At 57.9% G+C, this 22,226-nt stretch carries 16 protein-coding genes, 2 pseudogenes and 3 riboswitches; of the genes and pseudogenes, 6 read left to right on the top strand and 12 right to left on the bottom strand.

What is annotated here, in order from left to right; translation table 11 throughout:
• The first annotated feature begins 202 nt into the window (after positions 1-202).
• Together istA and istB are read left to right on the top strand one after the other, a co-directional pair.
• Positions 203-1,750 carry an IS21 family transposase gene (istA, locus tag OGR47_RS21125; RefSeq protein ID WP_216697977.1) on the top strand — a complete coding sequence of 516 codons (1,548 nt, stop codon included), beginning with the start codon at positions 203-205 and terminating at the stop codon, positions 1,748-1,750.
• Between the two features lie 11 nt (positions 1,751-1,761).
• Entirely contained in the window at positions 1,762-2,508 is a 747-nt protein-coding gene (gene istB / locus OGR47_RS21120) for an IS21-like element helper ATPase IstB (RefSeq protein WP_216697976.1), read from the top strand.
• A 466-nt stretch (positions 2,509-2,974) separates the two neighbouring features.
• Here the strand turns inward: istB and OGR47_RS21115 are convergent.
• Positions 2,975-3,163 (bottom strand): annotated as a pseudogene (locus OGR47_RS21115) (DDE-type integrase/transposase/recombinase); the annotation flags it as partial.
• Between the two features lie 251 nt (positions 3,164-3,414).
• Between OGR47_RS21115 and OGR47_RS21110 the strand changes: the two are divergent.
• Entirely contained in the window at positions 3,415-4,647 is a 1,233-nt protein-coding gene (locus tag OGR47_RS21110; RefSeq protein WP_165056162.1) for an IS110 family transposase, read from the top strand.
• Between the two features lie 245 nt (positions 4,648-4,892).
• On the opposite strand, the pseudogene OGR47_RS21105 reads toward OGR47_RS21110, so the two are convergent.
• The 3 genes and pseudogenes from OGR47_RS21105 to eno form a co-directional block, all read right to left on the bottom strand.
• Positions 4,893-5,393: pseudogene (locus OGR47_RS21105) on the bottom strand (IS6 family transposase); the annotation flags it as partial.
• A 537-nt stretch (positions 5,394-5,930) separates the two neighbouring features.
• Positions 5,931-7,553, bottom strand: a complete 1,623-nt coding sequence (locus tag OGR47_RS21100; RefSeq protein WP_206527519.1) for a formylmethanofuran dehydrogenase subunit A — start codon at positions 7,551-7,553, stop codon at positions 5,931-5,933.
• A 102-nt stretch (positions 7,554-7,655) separates the two neighbouring features.
• Positions 7,656-8,924 (bottom strand): phosphopyruvate hydratase, encoded by a 1,269-nt coding sequence (gene eno / locus OGR47_RS21095; RefSeq protein WP_165056180.1) that lies wholly within the window; start codon positions 8,922-8,924, stop codon positions 7,656-7,658.
• 490 nt (positions 8,925-9,414) lie between these two features.
• A riboswitch (Fluoride riboswitch) is annotated at positions 9,415-9,476 on the top strand.
• Positions 9,477-9,492: 16 nt separating this feature from the next.
• On the opposite strand from eno, the gene OGR47_RS21090 reads away from it, so the two are divergent.
• Positions 9,493-10,458 (top strand): HEAT repeat domain-containing protein, encoded by a 966-nt coding sequence (locus OGR47_RS21090; protein WP_165056166.1) that lies wholly within the window; start codon positions 9,493-9,495, stop codon positions 10,456-10,458.
• Between the two features lie 503 nt (positions 10,459-10,961).
• On the opposite strand, the gene OGR47_RS21085 is transcribed toward OGR47_RS21090, so the two are convergent.
• From OGR47_RS21085 to OGR47_RS21055, 7 genes are all read right to left on the bottom strand, one after another.
• Entirely contained in the window at positions 10,962-11,345 is a 384-nt protein-coding gene (locus OGR47_RS21085) for a hypothetical protein (RefSeq protein ID WP_165056168.1), read from the bottom strand.
• Between the two features lie 60 nt (positions 11,346-11,405).
• Positions 11,406-11,861: a hypothetical protein gene (locus OGR47_RS21080; protein WP_253948149.1), complete on the bottom strand. Its 456-nt coding sequence runs from the start codon at positions 11,859-11,861 to the stop codon at positions 11,406-11,408.
• 41 nt (positions 11,862-11,902) lie between these two features.
• Positions 11,903-11,964, bottom strand: a riboswitch (Fluoride riboswitch).
• Positions 11,965-12,304: 340 nt separating this feature from the next.
• Positions 12,305-12,655, bottom strand: coding sequence for a DUF190 domain-containing protein (locus OGR47_RS21075; RefSeq protein WP_165056172.1), 351 nt, complete (start codon positions 12,653-12,655; stop codon positions 12,305-12,307).
• 2 nt (positions 12,656-12,657) lie between these two features.
• Positions 12,658-13,056 carry a fluoride efflux transporter CrcB gene (crcB, locus tag OGR47_RS21070; RefSeq protein ID WP_206527520.1) on the bottom strand — a complete coding sequence of 133 codons (399 nt, stop codon included), beginning with the start codon at positions 13,054-13,056 and terminating at the stop codon, positions 12,658-12,660.
• Positions 13,057-13,129: 73 nt separating this feature from the next.
• Positions 13,130-13,549, bottom strand: coding sequence for a universal stress protein (locus OGR47_RS21065; RefSeq protein WP_165056174.1), 420 nt, complete (start codon positions 13,547-13,549; stop codon positions 13,130-13,132).
• Positions 13,550-13,563: 14 nt separating this feature from the next.
• Positions 13,564-14,787: a cation:proton antiporter gene (locus tag OGR47_RS21060; RefSeq protein WP_165056176.1), complete on the bottom strand. Its 1,224-nt coding sequence runs from the start codon at positions 14,785-14,787 to the stop codon at positions 13,564-13,566.
• Positions 14,788-14,907: 120 nt separating this feature from the next.
• A riboswitch (Fluoride riboswitch) is annotated at positions 14,908-14,969 on the bottom strand.
• Positions 14,970-15,095: 126 nt separating this feature from the next.
• The gene (locus OGR47_RS21055) at positions 15,096-15,389 is read right to left on the bottom strand and encodes a hypothetical protein (protein WP_165056178.1); all 294 of its coding nucleotides are present in this window, start codon (positions 15,387-15,389) and stop codon (positions 15,096-15,098) included.
• Positions 15,390-16,025: 636 nt separating this feature from the next.
• Between OGR47_RS21055 and OGR47_RS21050 the strand changes: the two genes are divergently transcribed.
• Positions 16,026-17,066: an IS110 family transposase gene (locus OGR47_RS21050; protein WP_165056376.1), complete on the top strand. Its 1,041-nt coding sequence runs from the start codon at positions 16,026-16,028 to the stop codon at positions 17,064-17,066.
• 300 nt (positions 17,067-17,366) lie between these two features.
• Positions 17,367-18,179: an IS5 family transposase gene (locus tag OGR47_RS21045; RefSeq protein WP_216697958.1), complete on the top strand. Its 813-nt coding sequence runs from the start codon at positions 17,367-17,369 to the stop codon at positions 18,177-18,179.
• 117 nt (positions 18,180-18,296) lie between these two features.
• Here OGR47_RS21045 and OGR47_RS21040 read toward each other — a convergent pair whose 3' ends face one another.
• Positions 18,297-20,942: an HAD-IC family P-type ATPase gene (locus OGR47_RS21040; protein WP_371824454.1), complete on the bottom strand. Its 2,646-nt coding sequence runs from the start codon at positions 20,940-20,942 to the stop codon at positions 18,297-18,299.
• Between the last annotated feature and the right edge of the window lie 1,284 nt (positions 20,943-22,226).

Below are 22,226 nucleotides of genomic sequence, written 5' to 3'. Positions count from 1 at the left end.
TGGATATCGTGGTGATTCCGATTGATGGCGCCCCCTAAAACGAGATGAAGGCGCCCCCGATTACGGAATGATGGCGCTCCCCGATTCCGAGATGATCCCGCCCCCCTGTAACGGAATGATCCCGCCCGGGTAATTTCGTGCAGTGGCGGGCTCCGCTGTTGGCCTGATCAGGTCGCTTCTTTGGCAATCCAAAGGGGTGATCATGCCAGCGGAGCGGATTACGATGCGCCAGGCGCGTGAGATTATTCGACTGAAGTCCTCGTCGATTTCGGCGCACGAGATTTCCCGGCGTCTTGGCATGCCGCGCTCGACGGTGCGGGAGGCGCTCAAGCGCGCGGAGAGCGCCGGGCTCTCCTGGCCGTTGCCCGAGGGAATGACCGACGATGCGCTCGAGGCGGCGCTCTACGCCAACCGGCGCAGCAAGCGCGGTCATCGGCGCATTGAGGAGCCGGACTGGGCTGGCGTGCATCGCGAGTTGAAGCGCAAGCACGTCACCTTGATGATTTTGTGGGACGAATACATCGCCGCAAATCCGGGCGGCTACAGCTACTCGCGGTTCTGCGAGCTGTATCGCGCCTTCGAAAAGACCCTGTCGGTGACCATGCGGCAGACGCACGTCGCTGGCGAGCGGCTGTTCGTCGATTACGCTGGCGACGGCGTCCCGGTCGTTGTCGACAGGCTTACCGGCGAGATCCGCATGGCGCAGATTTTCGTCGCGGTGCTGGGGGCGTCGAGCTTCACCTTCGCCAAGGCGAGCTGGACGCAAACGCTTCCGGACTGGATCGACGCCCACGTCGGCGCGCTCGAGGCGATCGGCGGCGTCCCGCAGCTCATCGTGCCGGACAACGCCAAGACCGCCATCGTCAAAGCCTGCTTCTACGACCCGCAGGTCAATCGCACCTACGCCGACATGGCGGCGCATTACGAGACGGCGCTTTTGCCGGCGCGACCCAGAAAGCCGCGCGACAAGGCGAAGGTCGAGTCCGCGGTGCTGATCGTCGAACGCTGGCTACTCGGCAGACTGCGCCGTCGGACCTTTTACAGCCTGGCGGAGGTCAACGCGGCGATCGCTGAGATGCTCAAAAATCTCAACGAGGAGCGGCCCATCCGCCGGCTCGGCGTCACCCGCCGCCAATTGTTCGGAGAGATCGACCGCCCGGCGCTGAAGCCTCTGCCAATCGAGCCCTATGAATATAGCGAATGGCGTCTGCGCCGCGTCGGCGTCGATTATCACGTCGAGATCGACGCGCACTATTACTCCGTGCCCTATCGCTTCGCCCGGGCGGAGGTGGAAGCGCGGCTGACCGTCCGCGGCGTCGAGATTTTCTGCAAAGGCGAGCGCATCGCCGTCCATTTGCGGATGAGCGGCAACCGCAAGCACACGACCATTCCCGAGCACATGCCCTCCAGCCATCGACGCTATGCGGGCTGGACGATCGAACGCATTCGCGAGGACGCCCGAAAGATCGGCCCGGCGACAGCCGCGCTCTGCGAGCAGATCTTGGAGGCGAGGCCCCATCCGGAGCAGGGCTATCGCGCCTGTCTGGGCGTCGTCCGTCTTGCCGGCTCGTATGGGATCGAGCGCGTCGAGGCCGCAGCCGAACGCGCCATCGAGATCGGCGCCAAGACTTACGGCTCGATCAAATCCATCCTCGACAACAAGCTCGATCGGAAGCCAGCGCCAAAGCGCGCCGCGGACGCGGCTCCGATCCTCCATCAAAACATCCGTGGCCCGCGCTATTACCATTAGGAGACGCCGACTTGCTCAAACATCCGACGCTCGACCAGCTCCACGCCCTTGGCCTTTACGGAATGGCCAAAGCCTTCGCCGAACTCGCCGAGGCGCCTGAGGCGAATGGGCTCGACCGCAACGACTGGCTCGCCCTGCTGCTCGATCGGGAAGCCTCGCTTCGGCGCGACAAACGGCTGACGGCGCGGCTGCGCGCCGCCAGGCTCCGTCAACAGGCCAGCGTCGAAGACGTCGACTATCGCACCGCGCGCGGGCTCGACCGAGCTCTGTTCCAAAAGCTCGCCGACGGTCAGTGGATCGACGCCCACGATAATTTGGCCCTGGTCGGCCCGAGCGGGACCGGGAAAAGTTGGCTCGCCTGCGCCATTGGCCAGAAGGCCTGCCGCGACAATCGCTCCGTCGTTTATCATCGCTGGCCGAAGCTCTGTGAGGAACTGGCCCTCGCGCGCGGCGATGGGCGCCATCCGCGCTTGCTCAAATCCCTTGGTCGCGCCGATCTCTTAATCCTCGACGACTTCGGCCTCGAACCGCTCGACGCCGGCGCCCGCCACGATCTCCTGGAAATCCTCGAAGAACGCTATGGGCGCCGATCGACGATCGTCACCTCCCAGCTTCCCGTGACAGCCTGGCACGACGTCATTGGCGACCCAACTTACGCCGACGCCGTTCTGGATCGCCTCGTTCACAACGCGCATCGCATCGAACTCGCAGGCGAAAGCCTACGCCGCGCGCGCGGCAAACAGGCCAAATCGGCTTGACCCAAAACCAGAACAGGTGAGACAAACCTCGTAGGTCAACGAACGCGGCGCCCGGGCGGGATCATTCCGTTACAGGGGGGCGCCATTATCCCGGAATCCCCGGGCGGCATTATCCCGTTACAGACGGGCGCCTTCGTCGGAATCCTCAGATATCGACTGTGCCGCCGTCGTGATCGCGCCCCGCATCCGGGACATAAGCCGATCTCCCGCGCGGCAGCCGAAATTACCCAGCGATCGCCATCGCGTTCCACGGCCATAATTCTGACGCCTGGCCCGAGCGTCCACGCTGATTTTGCTTGCATGCGGCTCAATACCGGCCACAAAGTCACCAACTGGTAAAAAGCACGAAAAGTGAGGCAGACCCAATTAAATGGATATTCCTAAGCATGATGGCTATGACTAAGTACTTGATTTTCCTAAACGCGTAATGTCACGCCAAAATGGCTCCCGACAGGCGTCTCGAGACTTACGCCGCGAGAGCGTAGAACTGCTTCGCTGGGCGCAATTTAACCGTCGTTTGCAACTGCCCTTTTCGGATCATGTGCATGAGCTCGACGCCGATGAGCGTCGCCGCGGCCAAGCGAAAGGATTTGAACCCCAGCGCCGGCCGCACCACCCGCTTGATCGCTCGGTGGTCCTGTTCGACGATGTTGTTATCTGGCATGTATAGGCGCGACACGCCAATCCGCATTTCGTATGGCCCTTTGATCGAGTAGCATTGGGCCACCGGGAATGGGGTGTCGGGAGCGCGTATGGCGGGCAGGCCGAAATATCTGATGAGCTGAGAGCTCGAGTTGTTATCTGGCCGCCCCCTTCGACTTGCCCGGTTGCGCTGTGAGCGCGGATCCGTAGTTGTCGTGTAAGCCCGCTGGCTCCCATGGTTGTTGAACATGCAAGGAGCGAACAATGAGAATCATTGGTCTCGATGTGCATCGATCGTTTGCTCAAGTGGCTATCCTCGAAAGTGGCAAGCTGCGAGACGCCGGGAAAATCGATCTCGACCGCAATCGTCTGCTGCAATTCGCCAAGAAGCTTAAACCCGATGACGAAATTGTCATTGAGGCGACCGGCAACACGAACGCGATTGTTCGGTTGCTATCGCCTTTTGTGAGCCGGGTCGTCATCTCCAATCCGATCCTGGTTCGTGCGATCGCCTGGGCGAAGGTGAAAACCGATAAGATCGACGCAGCGACTCTAGCGAAACTCCACGCGAGCGGATTTCTCCCCGAAGTGTGGATGCCGGATGACGAGACCGAGACGCGTCGACGTGTGACCGCTGAACGAACCCAGCTCGTTTCGCAAATGACCCGGCTCAAGAACCGGATCCACTCGGTTTTACACGCCAATCTCATTCCCTGTTACAAGGGTGTTTTATTCTCAAAGCGCGGGAGAGCTTGGCTAGAGGCGCAGCCGCTCTCCGAGGACCAACGCCGCGTCATCCTTCGCCATGCGGGAGAACTCGATCGTCTCGGCGCAGAGCTTGCGGAAGTAGACAAGAGCCTCGCTCAGAAGGCGCTCGACGAACCGTTGGTCAAGCGCCTGATGACGATTGCTGGCGTAAACGCCATCATAGCCATGAGCGTTTTGGCGGCCATCGGCGACATCCAGCGGTTTTCGTCGCCACAAAAACTTGTGAGCTATTTCGGGCTCACTCCACGAGTGCGGCAGTCCGGCGACAGGCCGGCCTATCATGGCAGCATCACCAAACAGGGGCGAGCTCACGCGCGATCCATGCTGGTCGAAGCAGCATGGATCGCCTCAGGCGTACCCGGTCCCTTACGCGCGTTCTTCATCCGCATCAAAGACAAGCGAGGCAAACAGGTCGCTGCAGTGGCGACCGCACGCAAACTGGCCGTCATTGTCTGGCATATGCTGAGCAAGAATGAAGACTTCACCTGGAATCGGCCGGCGCTCTTGCAGTGGAAACTTCGGAAGCTTGAGCTTGCAGCGGGCTATCCGTCTCGTCGCGGCGGCAAACAAAGGGGCCCCGCAGCCGACTACAGTAGAAAGTCGGTGCGCGACAGCGAGCGCGAGATGATAGGCAACGCCGAGGAAGCATACCGCTGCTTCGTCGCAACATGGAAAACACATTCGCCGAAGGGGCGCTCGGGCGCCACAAATGAGGTGCGACGATCATAAGCTGCGCGACAGGATTGCGACCTCGATCCTGCTCTTCGCCACGTGGTCACCCGAGCGGTGGTAGAATAGCATAATTCCAATCGTCGTCTATCCAAATGGACGCGAACGGCTGTGTTTTACGCCCTTCGTGAAAGGGAACCATGAATTCCGCGCGGCCGCCTTGAACTTTGTCGCAGACCTATTCGAATGATGCTGGTCCGAGAAAAAGTGGCGCAGAAAAGTTTTTCAAGAGGAGCAGAAAGGGTCTTGTCAAACACATCCGTCAGATATTTCCTCCGCCGGATTTCGATATCCGCTTCATGCTCCGCATTGTAGCGCTCGATCGCCGCCGTGTTGGCGCCGCTCTTGTCGATCGTGATCTTCTCCGGCGCGCCATGCTGCCCGATCGCCTTACGCAAGAAGCGCAGCGCGGCTTTGCAATCCCGCTTTGCGGTCAGCAAGAAATCCACCGTCGCGCCTGCCTTGTCGACCGCCCGATACAGATATTTCCAGCAGCCTTTGACTTTTACGTAGGTCTCATCGAGACGCCAGCTGGATCCGATCGCGAGCTTGCGAGCACGGAACTGTTTCTCCAGCAAAGGCGCATATTTGACGACCCAGCGGTTGAGCGTGGAATGGTCGACGTCGACGCCTCGCTCTTCCATCATTTCCTCGAGTTGACGATAGCTCATCGGATACGCCACATACCAGCGGACGCCCCATAGGATCACGTCGCGTTCAAAATGGCTGCCCTTGAAATCGATCATCGCACTATTCCGCCTGCCCCACGCCCGGCGATTATAGCCCCAACCGTCCCCGATAAAAATTCGCGACAGAGCCTCGCGCCCCACGTCAAACCAGTGTTTGAGTTAGCAAATGCTTCTCAATCGCTTTCAAGTCCAAAGTCCTTGCGGTTGGCTTGAGGCGAGTGGTGCTTCCGCACGGCTTTGCGGTTACTCAGTTGCACAGTAGCCGCCTGCATGTCTGCCTCCTTTTGCCTCTCACATATTTGTCGAGGGTCACGTCGCAAAGCAGTCCACGCCGGCACAATGTTCGGCGGATTATCATTCTCACCCCTGCCCGCGTGTGGCGGAGAATATGGGCGGCTCCCACTCAAGGAGAGAGATAAAAATGAAGATAGCAAATTGCGCGCGCAGAGATTCGAATCCTGACGCAGCCCGGGCCCCAAAGACGGGGAACCAAAAAATGACAAGGGCAGACGCTGATGCTATTGAGCAGCAGAATCCTGCCCCCTCCAGCTTGTCGAGCCACCTGAATCCGATTTGTTCAGCTGGTCGGTTGCACTAAACTTCCCTGAAAAATTTGCGGTCTGGAAGCGCGTCGTCAGCGACACAGAACATCGAGCGGGGAAGACCGTAGAGGTCGTCATAATATGCGTCTAGACGTTTGTTCATGTCGGGATCATAATCTGGCCGAACGAACAGGGTCTTGCCCCGACGATAATGCAACACCTCGCCTTCTCGAACGACAAGCTGGCCGTCTTTGAAAAGATAAGCAGCATTCCGGAACATTGCTGCGTTATCCTTCTGAGGCCTATACACAGCAATATCCGCGACAGAGCCGGCTCCGAGTTCTCCTCGATCCTTAAACCCATAAAGCTTTCTCGGGGCGGCGCGCGTCATCATCGCGATTTCTTGCAAGGTGTATTCGCGTTTGATTGAAGGCAGGGACGTCATTTCTAAGACTTCTGCCGGTAGTCGCGACATCCACTGCGCGCGCCGATCTGCGCTCATCAGCAGGGCGAAAACCTCGGGGTAGGCCGTGAAAGGGGCGCCGTTGGGATGATCGGTGGTGAAAAATACCTGCATGGGATCGGTCACGAGCAAAAACAGCTCCAATCCCGCCGCCCACTGCACGGCGTTGTAAAAATCGGAGATACGATAGGAATAGGGAACAACGCCGAGGCCGTTGCTGTCGCCGTCGAAAATCACACCCTTCTTGGGTCGGCCGTTCGGCAAACTATTCAACTGCTTCATCACGTCGGTTGAAATCGTCACAGTGTCGGCGAACATCACCTGACCGACATCGACGGTGACGTTCTTGTTCTGGTTGATTTTTGCGGCAAACTGCGCCGCAGCGGATGAGAAGCCGTTCTTTCCCTCTTTGCCATAAGCGTAGAATTGAGCGTGTGCGAGATGCAAAGGGACGCCTTGCGCAGCTTCGATAGTGCCGAGCGCTGTAGCAATATTTCCAGCCAGGCCGAGATTGCTCATATGTAAATGTAAGGGATGCGGTATTCCTGTCACGCCAATGGCGCGTTGCAGCCGCGTGAAAATGTCACGCGCAGAAACGCCGTATTCGGGGACCTCGTCGTCCAGCGAGAACGAGCGGAGATTTTGTTTGCAGGCGCAAACGCCGCCCGGGTTAGCGCATTTAATCCCGATGGCGCGGGTCGACGCGAGTGTCGCGCCTATGTAATCGGCGAGTGTGCTTTCGCTTTCTCGATTTCGTATGGCTCCGAGAAGAAAGTCGTCATTTCCCAGCACGGTCAGGAAGCCCTTGTCGATGACCGGGATATCGGCAAGTTCTAGATGTGCGTGCAAAGCGTGGTGCGGCAAAATCGCGGGCTCGATAACCGTTGTATAGCCCATCTGAGCATAAAGGCGGCCTGTCTCGAAGGTTGTCCAGCCCGCATTGGACAGAGGGGTCGCCTTGGGACGCGGCGTATGTGCGCGGTGCGACTCCGGCAGCAGAAGCCGCGCGGTGTTCACGCCGCCGCCGGCGATATGCGAATGGATGTCAATGGCGCCAGCCATGACGACGTGGCCTGAAACATCGAGCAGTTCGTCGGCCTTCCGGCCCTGCGGCTGCTCGATGATCTTGCCGTCTTCGAACCAAATATCGCCTACGTGATCGATTCCATTAACGGGATCGATGACGTGGCCTCCACGTAGACATGTCAGCACAGCAGGCCTCCAGAAAAGGGGAGCCGACGTTCGACAAGTCGGAGGTTTTTCCCCGAAAGCCGGCCGCATTTGGTTGGCGGACCCCCGACGAGCTCGAGGGAGCTAGGCGAATGGTGATTTAAACACCGAGGCGTCGCCGAGTTCAGCCTCGATTTCCAAGAGTCGGTTGTATTTCGCGATGCGCTCGCTACGGCAGGCGGACCCAGTTTTGATTTGCCCTCCGCCCATGGCGACGGCGAAATCTGCAAGAAACGCATCTTCGGTCTCCCCGGATCGGTGGGAGATCACGTAGCGCCAGCCGGTTTCACGACATAGCTGGATCGCCTGCATGGTCTCAGTTACGGTGCCAATTTGATTGAGTTTTATCAGCACGGCGTTGGCGGTGTGCTCAGCGATGCCGCGCCGAATGAAAATGGGATTGGTGACGAAGATGTCGTCGCCGACGATCTGGATGCGTTTCCCTTGGGAGGCTGTCTGTCGGGCAAACCCCGCCCAGTCATTTTCATCGAGCCCGTCCTCGATGGAGACGATTGGATAGGAATCGATCCAGCTCTGATAGAGACTTATCATTTCGTCCGCCGTTTTTCGTCCCTGGCCCGATTTCGCCAAGTCATAGGCGTCGCCGACCCAGAAGGAACTCGCGGCAGGGTCGAGGGCGATAGAGATGTCTCGCCCCGGCTCATAGCCCGCTGCGCGGATTGCTTCGACGATCACTTCACAAGCTTGCTCATTGCTTTCGAGGTTCGGCGCAAAACCACCCTCATCGCCGACGGAGATTGAGTGCCCTTTTGCCCCGAGGATTTTGGCGAGCGCATGGAATGTCTCGGCTCCGTAACGAAGAGCTTCGGAGAAAGAAGGGGCGCCGATCGGCATGACCATGAATTCCTGGAAATCCACGGAATTATGAGCATGTTTCCCCCCATTGATGATGTTCATCATGGGCACGGGCAGCCGGGTCGCGCCTGCGCCGCCAAGATATGCATAGAGCGGCAACCGGGAGGATTGAGCTGCGGCTCGCGCCACTGCCATTGAAACGCCGAGGATGGCGTTTGCGCCCAGCTTCGCCTTGTTTGGCGTGCCGTCGAGCTCCAATAATTTTGAATCGATTTCCGCCTGGCGCCTTGGATCCTGGCCCTGGAGCGCGGGAGCGATGATATCGTTCACGTGGACGACAGCCTTTCTGACGCCCTTGCCGGCAAAGCGCGCTTCGCCATCTCGCAGCTCTACAGCCTCATTTCCGCCCGTTGACGCGCCTGACGGGACAGAAGCGCTCACAAGCGTGCCGTCTTCCAACCCCACCTGAACTCTGACCGTGGGGTTCCCGCGAGAGTCAAGGATTTCGAGGGCGCGGATAAGCGTGATTTTGGCCATGTTAGGTCCCTGCGGAATAGGCGTGATCGACAGCGGCAGCGTTTCCAACAAGCAATACGCTGATAGCATTTCTGGAAGTTTTCTGCGAGAATAAGACCCTTCGAGAAATTCATGCTCCTGCTACGTTAGCGATCAGTAAGCATGAGATCGCAGCCGGATTGAAGTAGGAGCGATCAATCTCACTTCCGACTTCGGCCAGACGGCCGGAAACAGAAACAACCCCAAGCGGAATGACTACGAAAGTGGCGTTCTGAAAATTTGCATTTCTTATTGCTCTGAGCATTGGATTTGGAGTCTCCCAAGCCGACAAGGCTGATGGTGGTGCTTCTCTCCATGAAGGCGATCGAGGGTGAGGCGTCAGCTGGGGTAGGAATAGGCAAGGTCACAGAAAGCCAGACGCCAACGTATCGAGGCGAGATTTGATTGCATCGCATTCCTGTCCTGCAAGCCTGTGTTGACAGGCACCTAAATGTCCGTATTCTAAGCCGCAACATTGAAAGGCGGTGGGGTTCGCCTGAATCGCCCGTGAGGGCCAATGACTCCTGAGGCTTAAGCCCAGGGAGTCACGATGTACTTTTTCAAAGAAATTGACGGCAGTCTTCAGCGGGCGTCAACGCCTGACGATGTTCGATTGGCAGTCAACCGGCTGAAATCGCTTCACGACGGCGAGTCAGCGATTATCGATGTGGTCAGCTTCGGCAAGCAGGCGATCCCGGCGTTACGCCGGCTTCTTTTCACTCGCGAACCGACCGGCATGTATCACCCACGCTGTCTTGCGGTGCGCGCCTTGGCGGCGCTCCAAGACTGCGACGGTTTGATTGATTTTCTAAAAACCCCCACCAAAAGGTCCGACGCCTTGGAGGCAATAGGCGACGAGGCAGTGATCAATGCTGCGGCTCGCGCTTTAGCTAAATTCCCTGAGGAGCGGGTCTTTGAATTTCTGTTATCGGTCGCGGAACGAGAGTATTTGCCTGGCGTGATCGACGCGCTTGGCTCGTTTGAAAAAGTAGAGACGATTCCTTTCTTGGTTGCCGCACTTTCCGACGACGATTGCCGACGGTATGCGGAAGGAGCTCTTTTGAAGCTCGGTTCTTCGGCACGCCAATCGTTGATCACCACCATCGTCGAATCGCCCTCGGATGAAGGCGGCATCGCTTTACGGAAGCGCGTCAGCGCGCTTCGACTGCTGATCGAAATTGGCCTCGAAGCCCAATCATGGCCGATCCTGCGCCATTTGATGTGGGATCGCAATCCTAAGCTTGCAGCGCTTGTATGCGGAATCGCGCTCGAGATTGCGCCGCCCCGTGAAAAAAAGGAGGCAGTCTCGCGCTTGAACGCCTTACTAGGAGACATCGGGTGGACGCTAGCTCGCGAAATCGAACGGCAGATTTTGGCGCATTTTCAGATCAGTAGGGTGGCCAGGCTATTGAGCCACGAGGAAGAGAAGAGTTTCAGTGAGTTTACCGGAATGCAGGTCTGGCTTCCGCACGCCCTGCGACGTCTCGCTGCTCTTATCGACTGGAGAGGCCACTGAAGTGAGTTCGGCACAGGGCCTCGTTTTCACCAAACCCCATATCGAATAAGGCTGCCTGCCAAAACTGAGAACAGCAGAAAGACAAGGAAAGCCAAAGTTGCTGCGCCGAGAAGCCTTTTCCCACAGCTTCCGTTCCGTGAGCTTGTGCCTTCGATACTCGTCGTAAAATCCCAAAAACACGATCAGCGCAGCGAACCCGCCGAATATAATCCCCGTAACAAGAGGGTCTTTGACAGCACCCGCGAAACGATGGAATGTGAGTACCTTATCACCAGACCAACGTTCACGCATGTGGTGGCACCAGTGTCTTGCCTCTATCTCTTTTTCCCAGTGGTGGCGCGCGGTGCGGGCCGTAGTCGTCCGCGTCATCAGCACTCCGCGCGCCACGGGGATGATGATCGTCTTTTGTAATCGGGAACCGCGTCACCACCTCGCAAGGATCGCTTGGTGTTGACGCAATTCGAGTAGTAACGCCGCAATAGGCGAGATATTGGTCGGAAAGATCAGAACCCGGCGCGGATAATCAGCTTCACCTTGCCTTCGCAGACCGCTTGGCCAATAAGTCCATGCGATTTATCTGCTCCAGTAGGAACATGACCGTTCCAGACGCAGCCTTTTTTCCCGTCGGTGCGATCAGACATTTCGATCGTATAAGTCGAGTCTTTTACCGAGCCGGAAATCTTATAGGTGAGCGGGTTCCCATTGCCGAGCTGCAAATTTGCAGTGCCCGTTATTTTATCCGCGTCGGTGTTTACCGACCACGTTCCCTGTGCGGCTTTGATGCCGGATACGCCTTCTTCGGTGATGTTCCAGTTTTGGTTCGCCGCGAAGGCGGGGCCCCACAAAATAGCAAGCACGGAAATGGCCGGTAGAATGAGCTTCGACATGCGTTCTTCCTCCCCTGTTGAAGTGATTGATCGACTTACAAGTCTTGCGCTCCTCGGCGATTACTCAAAGTTCATCTGAAACCCCGTGATGGCTCGGTCGAATGAAGCTATTGGGATGTAACAAAAAGCATTGGTTGCAACTGGCGCGTCCTTACAGTTGCGGTGCTTTCCGTCCCATTCGTAGCCCGCCTCCTTCATGCAACTCGTGATGGCGCTGTGAATGACTTCTGGATTAGCGCCTTGGCGTGCTTCAGGGTGCGCGTTTTCTGAGTCAAACTCGCACAAGGAGGTTTTAAGCTGCTGCTCTTTCAGGAAACCGACAGAGCTGCCGTAGAGGATGATCTCAAGGAGGCCGAGAATGACCGCGCCAGCCACCAGCGACCCTACCGCATAGCGCGCATCTTTCAGAAAGCGAATGTTGATGAAGTAGAGGCCACCGGCCGCGAGAAGGCCGCAGCCGATGATGAGGGCGAAGGGAACGATGAAGACAGCGAGGTCTTGGTTCAATGTATACACTCCTGCTCTTGCACGCGCGATTCATTGAGATCGCGGTAACGATCGAAGCAGGAGTCATCAGCCTTTCCGGCGGTTAAGGGGGCACCCCATCCCCTCGGCGCGTGAGCGAGCGTCTCGCTTACGGCTCAATGTAGTATTCTACCTACCGAACCGTTTTCCCCGCGTCAATTGGCTGGCTAGAGTCAATTACGAAAAATGACGCATTAGCCTCCCGTGATTAACCCTGCCGTGGCGAGGCCGTCATAGAGGACAACCGCCTCCAGTGAAAAGGTTGCGAAGGTGAGGAAGTTGCCGAGGGATGCGGGCCGTGAGGAATAGGCGTCAATGCTGCGCTTGGGGGTATCTCATAGCCAGCAAGCCAGGCAGATAAATTTAGTGGCAGGCGATTTCCATAAAGACGTCCATGTCGGGCAGCGTGGCGTCTGCCGCGAAACACGCGTTTCTTAAGCAGGCTTCCGTTTTACGTGATTGCCGTAATGGAGCACCTGCACTCTTTCCAATGTGACAAGTCCCCCGCTCATCATTTCGTCGAGGATAGGCAGAAATGCCTTGATCTTCTCGTCATTGTCGACGATCTCGATAACGAGCGGGAGATCCTCTGAGAGCCTCAAGATTTTGGTCGTGTGAAGCTTGCTGGAGTGTCCATAACCCAGCGGGCCGCGTAGCACTGTGGCTCCCGCGAGGTGGGCTTCTCGCGCCTTCAAGACGATCTGCTCGTAGAGCGGCTTGCCGTGAAATTTGGCGTCCTCACCGAGGAAGATACGGAGAAGCACAGCGTCGCGCTCAACAGTCATGATCAAGACCCTTGGAGTTGGTTTAGATGGGTTGCGGCGACATGTCCGACCCAGACAGCGACAAGGCACAGAACGACGGAAAGGCCAATATTGGCCAAGGCCCAAGCCAGTTCGCCGTCTCGAACAAGATTTAGCGTCTGCAAGCTGAAGGATGAGAAGGTCGTGAAGCCGCCGCAAATCCCTATCATCACGAACTGGCGCGTTTCTGTTGAGGCGAATACGCGTCCGTCCGGGCCGGTGATCGCAGCGAAAAAGCCGATAACGAACGACCCAGATACGTTGATGAGCATCGTGCCCCAGGGGAACGTTTCGCCGAAATGGTTCGCCACCAGGCCGGAAAACCAATAGCGGGCCGCAGTGCCGAGAGCTCCGCCGATCGAAACCCAAACGTACCTGATCATCCCGTCGCTCATTTGTTGGCGCCTGTCCAATTGATTCTGCATTTAGCCGAAAAGATAAGAATTCGACTCGTTACTACTTCACCACCAGAACGGGACAAGAAGCTAACTGAATTATTCGATCCGCGCGGCTGCCAACCAACCGCTCGTAAATTGCGGAGTGACCCTTCGCTCCAATGATGAGAAGGTCAACACCGAGCTTCTCCGCCAATAGCACGATGTCTCGCACTGGGTGACCAGCGATGATATGCGTCTGCAGCTTTACCTCATGTTCTTCGGCCTTCGCCTGTGCGCGTCGTTGCACGGCGTGGAAGCGTCTGCCCTGAGTTTTGGCCTCCTCACGGACTTCTTCCACGAATTCTGGCATGTAGTCGACTTCCTCGACACAAATCATGTGCAGTTCGGAGCCGTTTTGCTTCGCAATAGTGATCGCCAGCTCCAGTGCGTGAAAGGCATGCTCCGAGCCGTCATTAGCGTGGAGAATCTTGCTGAACACAGGGGCCTCCTCCCTCATTCCGCTCTGCTCGTCGCCTCGGGAAGCGACAAGGTTTCCTGTTGTCCGCTCGTCGCTTCTCTCGCCGTCTGTTCCTCTAGAAGGTGGCGAGGCATAAAAAAGGAGTTGGCGATTACGGTCGGGATCACCGCGCTAGCGATGACGGTGGCGACAAGAGCAGAGTATTGCGCCTGGTCGATGATATGGTGCGAGAGCCCGAAGAGCGCCGATATGGTCCCGAACGTGAGCCCGGTGGACATGAGCAAAGTGGTATACATAGCTTCCCTTGTCGGGGAGGCGAAGACACGAGTTACAGGATAGACGCCGATCATCTTCGTGGTGACCTTCACCACCAGCAGCAGCGCGAACGCTCCCGGCGCCGCTACGAGTTGCGGGACCGATACGAAGGAGCCGGCGCGAATAAAGTAAAACGGCGTGAGTAGTCCGAAGGTCAAGGTGCGGAGGCGCCTGATTAAGGCATGATCCTTTCCCACAGTGCCGGCCAGCACCATACCGATGAGGTAGGCGGGTAGGACGGCCTCACTGTCGGCCCAAGTCGCCAATGCTCCCATCCCAAGGAGGCAGAGCAAAAGGAATTTCGCTTCGAGCTCGGACGGCCTGTTGCCGTAAAGACGAAAAAATCTTGGAGTAATCCAAGGCAAAGCGATAAAGACAGCGGTTCCGGCCCCCAGGAAAACAAGGGTTTTGAAGGTGAATGGCGCGAAAAGAAGGCCCAGCGCCATCACTGTGCCGAGATCGGTGATAAAGCAAGCGGCCAAGACAGTCTTGCCATAATCCGTGACGTTGAAGCCGAATTCGAGCATAACAGCGTAGACGACAGCGACAGAGGTGGTGGACATTGCGACCCCCGCCAGCCAGCTCGGCATAATTTCCCAACCAAGAATGAAATGTGCGCCCGCGGCGCACCCAATGAAGGGAAAGAAGAAGCTTGCCAGGCCCACTGCGACGGCCTCTTTCCACTTTGTACGGAATACCACGGGATCGAGCTCAGCGCCGGCCAAGAAGGTCAGCACAATCGCGCCTGCGCCCGAAAGGAATTTTATCCAACTTTCATCGGTTCCAAGCACCGCGGAACCGATTGCCGCGCCGATCACGAGCTGCGCGATCGTCCCTATAATGATTTCTGATAAAGCAGTCGCGATTTTAAGCCACATGGACACGAGGCTCGCGATCAAAGCGAGACCCAGCCACAAAGCCGCAAGAGCCCAGATTCCAGTCATGGGCGTTCTCCCGCCATGCGCAAAGGCAGGTTTCGCGGACTCAAAGCGCGAGTAACAATGTCAGGGCCGTAAGCGGCCGGTGGCTCTTGGGGCATATACGACTCCCCGCTCGCCCGAATGGACGTTGCAGGAGTCATCAGCCTGTCAAGGCGGTTTTGGGGGACCCCATCCCCATGGTGTTTCTAGTAGGTTATCGGAGGATGCGACTGCTCGTCAAATCCCCTCTCATCTCCGGATAGGTAGCCCCAACGGTGAGGTAAGCAATAATCCGCTCGGAGCAGCGAACGTTTGGACCGAGATCTGCGTTATTAAGAGTCGCGATTGTGGCGCCGGAGGTTGCCATGACGGGGTGTTACGCGATCATCGTTATCACGGCCTGCGGTATTGGCCTTCTCGCGATTTGGGCGGCCGACATCGCACGACGGGCCGTCGCGGCGAGCCTTGTCGGTGAAATCGCTGAATTCGTCAGGGTTATCGAGAGGCAACTGCCGGCAGAAGGCGGCACCGCAAACACGTCCGTAGTCCTGCAAAGCCAATCTTTGCCCTGGTCGCCAGTAATCTACCAGGCGCACTCTGGCCGCGTTGGTTTGCTTGGCGTCCATCGGGCTCGTCTAATAGCGTCGTTCTACGCTTCATTGCAAAGTTTGAATGAGGAATTACGCGGGCATGGGGTCGCGCGCTCACCGAGTGGTTCGCCTGTTCAATCGAATTCAATCTCCGCCAAGCTGAGGACCACGCTCGACCTCGGCGATGAAGCTTTACGAAGCCTCAGGCCTATTGTTTCGAGACCTCGAGATGGTTCTTTACGTCGAGCTTGAGGTGGAAAACTGCATGCGCCCATCCGGGCGTCGGCATGGCTCATAAAGGGAAGAAACGATGGGCGCTATCCTGGAATTGACGAGTTACGCTGCGACGCCCCTTGGAATGGTCGTCATCATTGTGCTTGCGGCGGCTGCTTATTTCGCTGCACGTTGGGTTTTTAACGACTGAGCGAAATTCTTCGCTTACAGACCAGATTATGGCAGGCTGGATCTGAATGATTTGATCCGCCGGGAACTGGGACGTTGCGTTCAGCCGCGCAAAGCAAAGCCGAAGCCTGTTGGGCTCCGCATATGACGCTAGATGGCGTAACGGGCCGCCGGAGGCTGAGGCTTCGCGGAGGAGTGGTCATCCCCCAGAATGGTGGTGTGAGACGGAGTCCGGCTTTCGTCGGCTCCAAGCATCATTGGAGGATGACCATGGACCATTATGCGGGGATCGACGTGTCTTTGGAAGCATCGAGCGTTTGCGTCGTCGATGGCGCCGGGCGAATCGTGCGGGAGGCGAAGATCTCCAGCGAGCCGGCGGCGCTCATCGGCTGGTTGGCGTCGCTCGGGCTGGATTTGGCGCGCATCGGCCTCGAGGCAGGGCCATTGTCGCAATGGCTTTACGCGGCGATGCACGAGGCGGGCCTGGCGGTGGAGTTGCTGGAGACGCGGCATGTGCGCACGGCTCTGCAGACGATGCCAGTCAAGACCGACCGCAATGACGCGCGCGGCATCGCGCAATTAATGCGGCTTGGTTGGTTTCGTCCGGTCCACTGCAAATCCTCGGCAGCGCAGGAGACGCGAGCGCTGCTGACGGCGCGCAAACTGGTTCAATCGAAACTCTATGACATTGAGATGAGCCTGCGCGGGATCTTGCGCGGCTTCGGGCTAAAGGTCGGGCCGACGACGCCGAAGCGTTTCGCACGGCGCATCCAGGAGCTCGTCGGCGGGTATAGGACGCTCGAGATCGTCGCAAAGGCGCTGCTTTCAGCGCATGCGGTCTTGCTGCGCGAGTTCGACATGTTCGAGAAGCTTGTGCGGGCGATGGCGCGCAAGGACAAGCGCGCGAGACTGATGATGTCGGCGCCGGGGGTCGGCGCGATCGTGGCGCTGACTTACGTTTCGGCGATCGATGATCCGTTGCGATTTTCCTCGTCGAAGCGGGTCGGGCCGCATTTCGGCCTGACGCCGAGGAAATATCAGTCTGGCGAAACGGACGTTAGCGGGCGGATTACCAAGATCGGCGACGCTGGCGTGCGCACGGCGCTTTACGAAGCCGCCAACGTCATACTAACGCGGCCGGTGAAGGGCTCCGGCCTCAAAAGCTGGGCGATGAAGCTCGCCCGGCGCGCCGGCATGAAGAAGGCGAAGGTGGCGCTGGCGCGCAAGCTCGCCGTGGTCTTGCATCGGATGTGGATCGACGGGACGCCGTTCGACGCCCGCAAGGCGACCTCGACTGTCGTGGCGGCGTAGGAGAGGAAAAGCAGGGTTTCGGGCGGGGCCAAACACCAGCCTTTCCCGAAGCGTTCGTCCCTCGCCGGGACGATGGATGGGTCAGACCGCAACACGCTCCGTGGGCTCAAGACCACGCGCAACTAGATTGGCCGGCCTCATCCTCATCTTATCCCATCAAGTGGCGGCCATCATTCTTGGCGCCGACCACGGACAGAAGAGTGAACCGGCGAAGGAAGAGCGTTGGGGATTGACAACGAAGCGCCCGTTACAGAAGAGGGTGTTATGTACTTTGGTGGTTGATTGTCTTAATGGAATCGGATGTCTCCGATTCGCAAACCGTATCCGTCTGATGTCAGCGACGAGGAATGGTCGCTGGTTGCGCCGTATCTGACGCTGATGGACGAGGGCGCTCCGCAACGTCAGCATTTGCTTCGTGAGCTTTTCAACGGCCTGCGCTACGTTCTGCGTTACGGCATAGCATGGCGCGCCATGCCCAACGATCTGCCGCCCTGGTCCGCAGTGTATCAGCAATCGCAGCGCTGGCTGGCGGCGGGCGTGTTCGAAGAGCTTGCGCAGGACCTGCGCGCCTTGTTGCGCGTCGCCTCCGGTCGCGCCGAGGAGCCAACCACGGCGATCATCGACAGCCGCACGCTGCGCTCTACGCCGGAAAGCGGTCCACGGGCCGGCTATGACGGCGCCAAGCGCAAGCGCGGCTCCAAGCTGCACATGGCGGTCGACACGCTGGGGCACTTGCTGGCGCTGCACGTTACGCCGGCGAATGTCGACGACCGCGCCGAGGTCGGCAAGCTCGCCGCCGCTGTGCAGGACGCCACCGGCGAGAGCGTCGAGCTTATTTATGTCGATCAAGGTTATACCGGCGAGAAAGCCGCCGAGGCGGCCAAAGCGCAGGGCGTCGAACTCTGCGTGGTCAAACTCTCCGAAGCGAAAAAAGGCTTCGTGCTGTTGCCCAAACGCTGGGTTGTCGAACGATCCTTCGCTTGGGCGACCCGATGCAGGCGGCTGGTCAAAGACTACGAACGCTACGCCGACACACTCGCTGGCCTCCACGTCGTCGCTTTCGCCTGCCTCATGCTCAAACGCGCAGCCGACTTCATAATACAGAGTGCATAACACCCTCTAGGATCGGAAACAACCTATCAAGAGCTTGACCATCATACGACGCTTCAATTCCGAGCCACAGACATAGACCGTTCCATTCCCGAGCCTCTCTGGGAAACTACGGGGCATTCACATGCCCCAGCGTCGGAAAAACCAGACTTTGACAAGCTGGGCCAGAGTCCCGTACGCCAGGAGCGTGGCAGCGAGGATCGGCCAATAAAGCGGAGGCAGAGGCGCAAATTTCAGCGCCTCCCCGAGAGAGGTGAAGGGTAAAGCGGCGGCTACACCGCAGATAATTACTGAGGCTGCGATGAGGGTGGCGCTGGCGCGGCTTTCGAAAAACGGGACTTTCGCCGTTCGAATGATGTGGATGATCAGCGTCTGCGATATAAGCGATTCAACGAACCATCCCGTTTGAAAAAGGGATGGGTTAGCCCACCCGTCGAACACGTAGAACATCACGAAAAACGTCGTGTAATCGAAAATCGAGCTAATTGGACCAAGCAGCAGCATGAACTTAAATATGTTGTCGATATCCCATCTTCGTGGCGCAGCGAGATAGTCCTCGTCGACGTCGTCCGTGGGGATCGCTGTCTGTGAGAAATCGTAAAGCAAGTTGTTGGTGAGAACCTGGATAGGCTGCATCGGCAAAAAGGGGAGAAAAAGGCTCGCGCCTAGCACACTGAACATACTGCCGAAGTTCGAGCTTGCGCCCATTTTGATGTATTTGACGATGTTGCCAAAGACCTTGCGTCCTTCGACGACGCCTTGTTGCAAGATCGTCAGGTCCTTTTCGAGCAGGATGATGTCGGCTGATTCTTTCGCAATGTCGACGGCGCAATCGACCGAGATGCCAACATCGGCAGCTTTGAGCGCGAGGCTGTCGTTGATTCCGTCTCCGAGAAAACCCACGACGTGACCTCGGATATGTAGCGCTCTAACGATCCGAGCTTTTTGGTCGGGAGAGAGTTTTGCGAAAATTGTGGTCGCCTCGGCGAAGTCCGCCAGCTCGTGGTCGGTCAATTTTTCGATCTCGGGGCCGAGCGCGAACCTATCTGCCTCGAGGCCGACCTCCCGACAGATTTTCCGAGTGACAATCTCATTGTCGCCGGTCAGGATCTTGACGGCGACGCCGTTAGCCCGGAGTGAGGCAATCGCCGCGCCGCAGCTTTCCTTGGGCGGATCAAGAAACGCGATGAAACCAAGAAGGACGAGGTCTGCCTCATCCTCAACAGAGTAGGTTTCTTTGGCCTGCGCAAACTCTTTATAAGCGACCGCAACGACGCGCAGTCCGTCTTCATTGAGCTCGTGCGCCATCGCCAGCGCTCTGGCTCTTCGGCGCCAATCAAGCTTCGCAAGCGTCCCATCGATTTCGATGTAGGCGCATATGGAGAGGGTTTCTTCGATCGCGCCCTTGCAGATGAGCAAGTGGGCTCCGCCCTCCCGAAGCAGCGCGCCCGTCAGACGGGCTCGAAGTTTTGCGAAAAGACCTAGTTTTAGATTGCCTGCACCATCGTGGCGGCGAACGATCACAGAAAGGCGCTTACGAATGAAATCAAACGGAATCTCATCAACGCTTTCATAGTTGTGCCGCAAGCGTAGGTTTTTGCCAGTTTCGACGTGATTAAGAACGGCGAAATCGAGAAGGCTTTTCAGGCCGGATTGGTAATGGCTGTTCAGATACGCATATTCCAGGACTCGTTCGTCAGCTTTTCCATCGGCGTTTAGATGCAGATGGAGGGACACGCGATTTTCGGTCAACGTTCCGGTCTTATCGGCGCAGAGAACATCCATCGCTCCAAAATTCTGGATAGCGTTCAGGCGCTTAACGATCACACGCTTTTTCGCCATTGCGATTGCGCCTTTGGCCAAATTGACCGTGACGATCATCGGCAGCAGTTCGGGGGTCAATCCAACTGCGACTGCAAGGGCGAACAACAGCGCCTGGAGCCAATCGCCCTTCGTCAGGCCATTGATCAAAAAGACGCTCGGCGCGAGCGCCAGCATGAAGTATATCATCAGGCGAACAAACCTGTTGACGCCCTTGTCGAAGCTTGTTGGCTCTCTTTTCTGTGCAATGCGGGATGCCAGCTCGCCAAAATAGGTCCGCGCGCCAGTGTGTACGATGACGCCGGTGGCGAAACCGCTAACCACACTACAGCCCATCAGACAGATGTTTGGCGCGTTTAACGGGTCGGTAGCGGCTCCATCCGATTGTGCGGATTTCTCGACGGGCATTGCCTCGCCGCTCAGAGTCGATTGATCGACGAAAAGATCCTTGGTCTTAAGCAGCCGTAGATCGCCAGGAATCATATCTCCCGCCGACAGACGCACAATGTCGCCTGGAACTAGCTGCTCCATCGGTATTTCCTCAAATCCGTTGGAAGTGAGTTCTTCTCCGATGGGCGAGCGCCGGCGTCGAACGGTCGCCGTCGTTTTTACGACGGCTCGAAGCTTGGCGGCTGCATCGTTCGACCGATGCTCCTGGACGAAAGCCATGCTGATGGCGAGCGTTACGATGACGCAAATAACAACGGCCGCGTTAGTATCCCCCAAAAAATAGGAAATAGCTGCGAGGCCGAGAAGTAGCGCGTTCAGCGGATTCCTAGCGCTCCCCCAAATCTCGTGGAGCGGCGTGGGTCGGGCTTCTTGTGCGACGAGATTAGGTCCGACCGTCCGCAGCCTCACCTGCGCCTCGAGGGAGGCAAGTCCCTCCGGCGATGTTCCCAAAAGGCCGAAGACGGACTGCTCCTCCAGCCCGCTAACTGCAGCGATCTCGTCCGAGATGGAAATGCTTGCGGGCGGAGCCGGTTTGAGGCCCCCTTGCAAAAAGGCTAGCTGCGCGAAAGGGGGCAGAGCCGCGAGACGGAATAACGTTGATCTCGGAATGCCAATTTTCGCGAGTGCGACACTGATGACCTCGGTGGTCACTTTCCAACCCGAGCGACGAAGCGACTCACGGAAGAATTCCTCTCGCTGGCTACCGCCCGACGGTTTCTCTTTAAGCTGATCCAAGGGGTACGAATTCATCCCCGAAGGCTACGGTCGATCGACGGGTCGATCAATCCCATTTTGAGTGCCAGAAAATTCCTGCAAAAGTCCAAATTGCAGTGCCAGCATGGCATTTAGATCTCAGCTAAGCCATTGATTCTATGTAACTGGCCAGTCCCAGATTGAAATACCAATCGACACCATGGGCGCCCCTCGCGTCGTCGACGTGCGGGCGGGGAGCTTTCGCTGGGGTTGGCGCTGATCGCGCTGCTACGCGGCGAGCCCGCCCGCTCATCGCGGGCGCCGCGCTTTATCCCCTGCGGCGACGGAGCAGCCGCCAGCGCCTCCGGGCGGCCGGCTGCGCCGGAAATCGTCGCGCTCCCGCGCGACCCTCTTTTCTCGCTCCGCTCGCTGAGCGACGGGGGACGGGGTGCCGCCCCTCGCCCCCAGCAAGAACCTTTTCCGCGGCTCCGGCGCAGCAAGTCGGTTACACGTCGCGCCGCGCGCTCGGTGCCACACCAGCCTCACTTATCAGCGGCTCGCATTAAACAACAGTTTAGGGGTGTGCGTCGGCGCCATCAACAAGCGGGCGCGCAACTAACGCGACGACGATTTTCTTGGCTAGCTGATGCTCTTTCGTCCGAACCCCGAGAGCTGGGCGGCTTTTTCGCCGACTGGATAACCGGCCAGTCCTCATAAGCCTAAGCGCCGATTGCCCCCTGTAGCGATCTATGAATCGCACGGCCGCGACCAGTAGCCAAGCGACCCCAGAGGGGGACTATCGCGCCCGGCATCGACGGCTATATTGCCGCGAAAAAGAGGGCTGATCCAAACCGTCATATTTCGCATAATCCGTCCTTTTTGTTAGAAATTGACGGGATTTTCCCTAATGTTTTGAAGCGCGGGGGAGGGTCTCAAGCCAGGCTTCAATACTCTCGGGCGTCCTATCTCCCTTGGGAGGCATGCCATCGAGAAAACACGCCATCTCTGATGGCGTCATTTCGAGCGCAGCCTCCCTAATCCTTTTCGACGCCAAATCAACCGCTACTACTTCTCGCAAAGCGGCCT

It is taken from the genome of Methylocystis sp. MJC1 (assembly GCF_026427715.1).
Lineage (GTDB): Bacteria > Pseudomonadota > Alphaproteobacteria > Rhizobiales > Beijerinckiaceae > Methylocystis.
The sequence above is the reverse complement of the archived record's forward strand: the minus strand, read 5'-3'. Positions and strand labels throughout refer to the sequence as shown.